The sequence below is a fragment of the Stenotrophomonas sp. YAU14D1_LEIMI4_1 genome (assembly GCF_003086815.1).
GTDB lineage: Bacteria > Pseudomonadota > Gammaproteobacteria > Xanthomonadales > Xanthomonadaceae > Stenotrophomonas.
The window spans coordinates 390001-392520 of sequence record NZ_CP025997.1; the positions used below are offsets into that span (position 1 = coordinate 390001).

General features: G+C 54.4%; 2 rRNA genes (1 of these 2 only partly in view). Both read left to right on the top strand.

What is annotated here, in order from left to right:
* Positions 1 to 2253: ribosomal RNA gene (locus C1932_RS01745) — 23S ribosomal RNA — on the top strand (it extends 627 nt beyond the left edge of the window).
* A 126-nt stretch (positions 2254 to 2379) separates the two neighbouring features.
* A 5S ribosomal RNA gene (gene rrf, locus C1932_RS01750) occupies positions 2380 to 2494 on the top strand.
* Positions 2495 to 2520: the final 26 nt, after the last annotated feature.

Here is a 2520-nt window from a genome sequence, read left to right on the forward strand (position 1 = left end):
TAAGGGCGCATAGTCGCGGGCAGTAGACCCGAAACCGGGTGATCTAGTCATGCCCAGGGTGAAGGTGCGGTAACACGCACTGGAGGCCCGAACCCACTCCCGTTGCAAAGGTAGGGGATGAGGTGTGATTAGGAGTGAAAAGCTAATCGAACCCGGAGATAGCTGGTTCTCCTCGAAAGCTATTTAGGTAGCGCCTCATATGTATCCTCTCGGGGGTAGAGCACTGTTATGGCTAGGGGGTCATCGCGACTTACCAAACCATTGCAAACTCCGAATACCGAGACGGACTGTATGGGAGACACACGGCGGGTGCTAACGTCCGTCGTGAAAAGGGAAACAACCCAGACCCACAGCTAAGGTCCCAAATTTTGTGCTAAGTGGAAAACCATGTGGAAAGGCACAGACAGCCAGGAGGTTGGCTTAGAAGCAGCCACCCTTTAAAGAAAGCGTAATAGCTCACTGGTCGAGTCGGTCTGCGGGGAAGATTTAACGGGGCTAAGCACAGAACCGAAGCTTGGGGTGCATAACTTTGTTATGCGCGGTAGAGGAGCGTTCCGTAAGCCGTTGAAGGTGGATTGAGAAGTCTGCTGGAGGTATCGGAAGTGCGAATGCTGACATGAGTAACGATAATGCGGGTGAAAAACCCGCACGCCGAAAGCCCAAGGTTTCCTTGCGCAACGTTAATCGGCGCAGGGTGAGTCGGCCCCTAAGGCGAGGACGAAAGTCGTAGTCGATGGGAAGCAGGTTAATATTCCTGCACCTCGCGTAAGTGCGATGGAGGGACGGAGAAGGTTAGGTGTACCAGGCGTTGGTTGTCCTGGGGAAAGGCGGTAGGTTTGGATCTTTGGCAAATCCGGGATCCTTTAAGACCGAGCACCGAGACGAGCCTTTATGGCGAAGTCACTGATACCACGCTTCCAGGAAAAGCTCCTAAGCTTCAGCTTACGCAGACCGTACCGTAAACCGACACAGGTGGGTAGGATGAGAATTCTCAGGCGCTTGAGAGAACTCGGGTGAAGGAACTAGGCAACATGGCACCGTAACTTCGGGAGAAGGTGCACCCTTGGTGGTGGCTCATGCGAGCACAAGCTACCGAGGGTCGCAGTAACCAGGCCGCTGCGACTGTTTATCAAAAACACAGCACTCTGCAAACACGAAAGTGGACGTATAGGGTGTGACGCCTGCCCGGTGCTGGAAGGTTAATTGATGGGGTCAGCCGCAAGGCGAAGCTCTTGATCGAAGCCCCAGTAAACGGCGGCCGTAACTATAACGGTCCTAAGGTAGCGAAATTCCTTGTCGGGTAAGTTCCGACCTGCACGAATGGCGTAACGACAGCGGCGCTGTCTCCACCCGAGACTCAGTGAAATTGAAATCGCTGTGAAGATGCAGCGTTCCCGTGGCAAGACGGAAAGACCCCGTGAACCTTTACTATAGCTTTACACTGAACGTTGAGTTCGTCTGTGTAGGATAGGTGGGAGGCTATGAAACTGTGGCGCTAGCTGCAGTGGAGCCATCCTTGAAATACCACCCTGTCGTGCTTGACGTTCTAACCTGGGCCCATTATCTGGGTCGGGGACCGTGTATGGTGGGTAGTTTGACTGGGGCGGTCTCCTCCTAAAGAGTAACGGAGGAGCTCGAAGGTACGCTCAGCGCGGTCGGACATCGCGCACTGTGTGCAAAGGCATAAGCGTGCTTGACTGCAAGATCGACGGATCAAGCAGGTAGGAAACTAGGACTTAGTGATCCGGTGGTTCTGTATGGAAGGGCCATCGCTCAACGGATAAAAGGTACTCCGGGGATAACAGGCTGATACCGCCCAAGAGTTCATATCGACGGCGGTGTTTGGCACCTCGATGTCGGCTCATCACATCCTGGGGCTGTAGTCGGTCCCAAGGGTATGGCTGTTCGCCATTTAAAGTGGTACGCGAGCTGGGTTCAGAACGTCGTGAGACAGTTCGGTCCCTATCTGCCATGGGCGTTGGAGATTTGAGAGGGGCTGCTCCTAGTACGAGAGGACCGGAGTGGACGAACCTCTGGTGTTCCGGTTGTCACGCCAGTGGCATTGCCGGGTAGCTATGTTCGGAAGCGATAACCGCTGAAAGCATCTAAGCGGGAAGCGCGCCTCAAGATGAGATCTCCCGGGGCACAAGCCCCCTGAAGGAACCATGTAGACTACGTGGTTGATAGGTCAGGTGTGTAAGCGCAGCAATGCATTGAGCTAACTGATACTAATGATCCGTGCGGCTTGACCATATAACCTCAAGTTGCCTTGGCTTTACGACAACGTCGTAAGAGCATCCAAGTGCACGCTACGTCACAAGAACTATGCGAGGCTGGCGCCTTGTCCCATCGGGACGAGTGCGACTCTCCAAAAGCCTCCCTGGTGAAATTAGCGCTGTGGAACCACCCGATCCCATCCCGAACTCGGAAGTGAAACGCAGCTGCGCCGATGGTAGTGTGGCTCAAGCCATGCGAGAGTAGGTCATCGCCAGGGTTTACACCCGAAAACCCCGCTGCTCA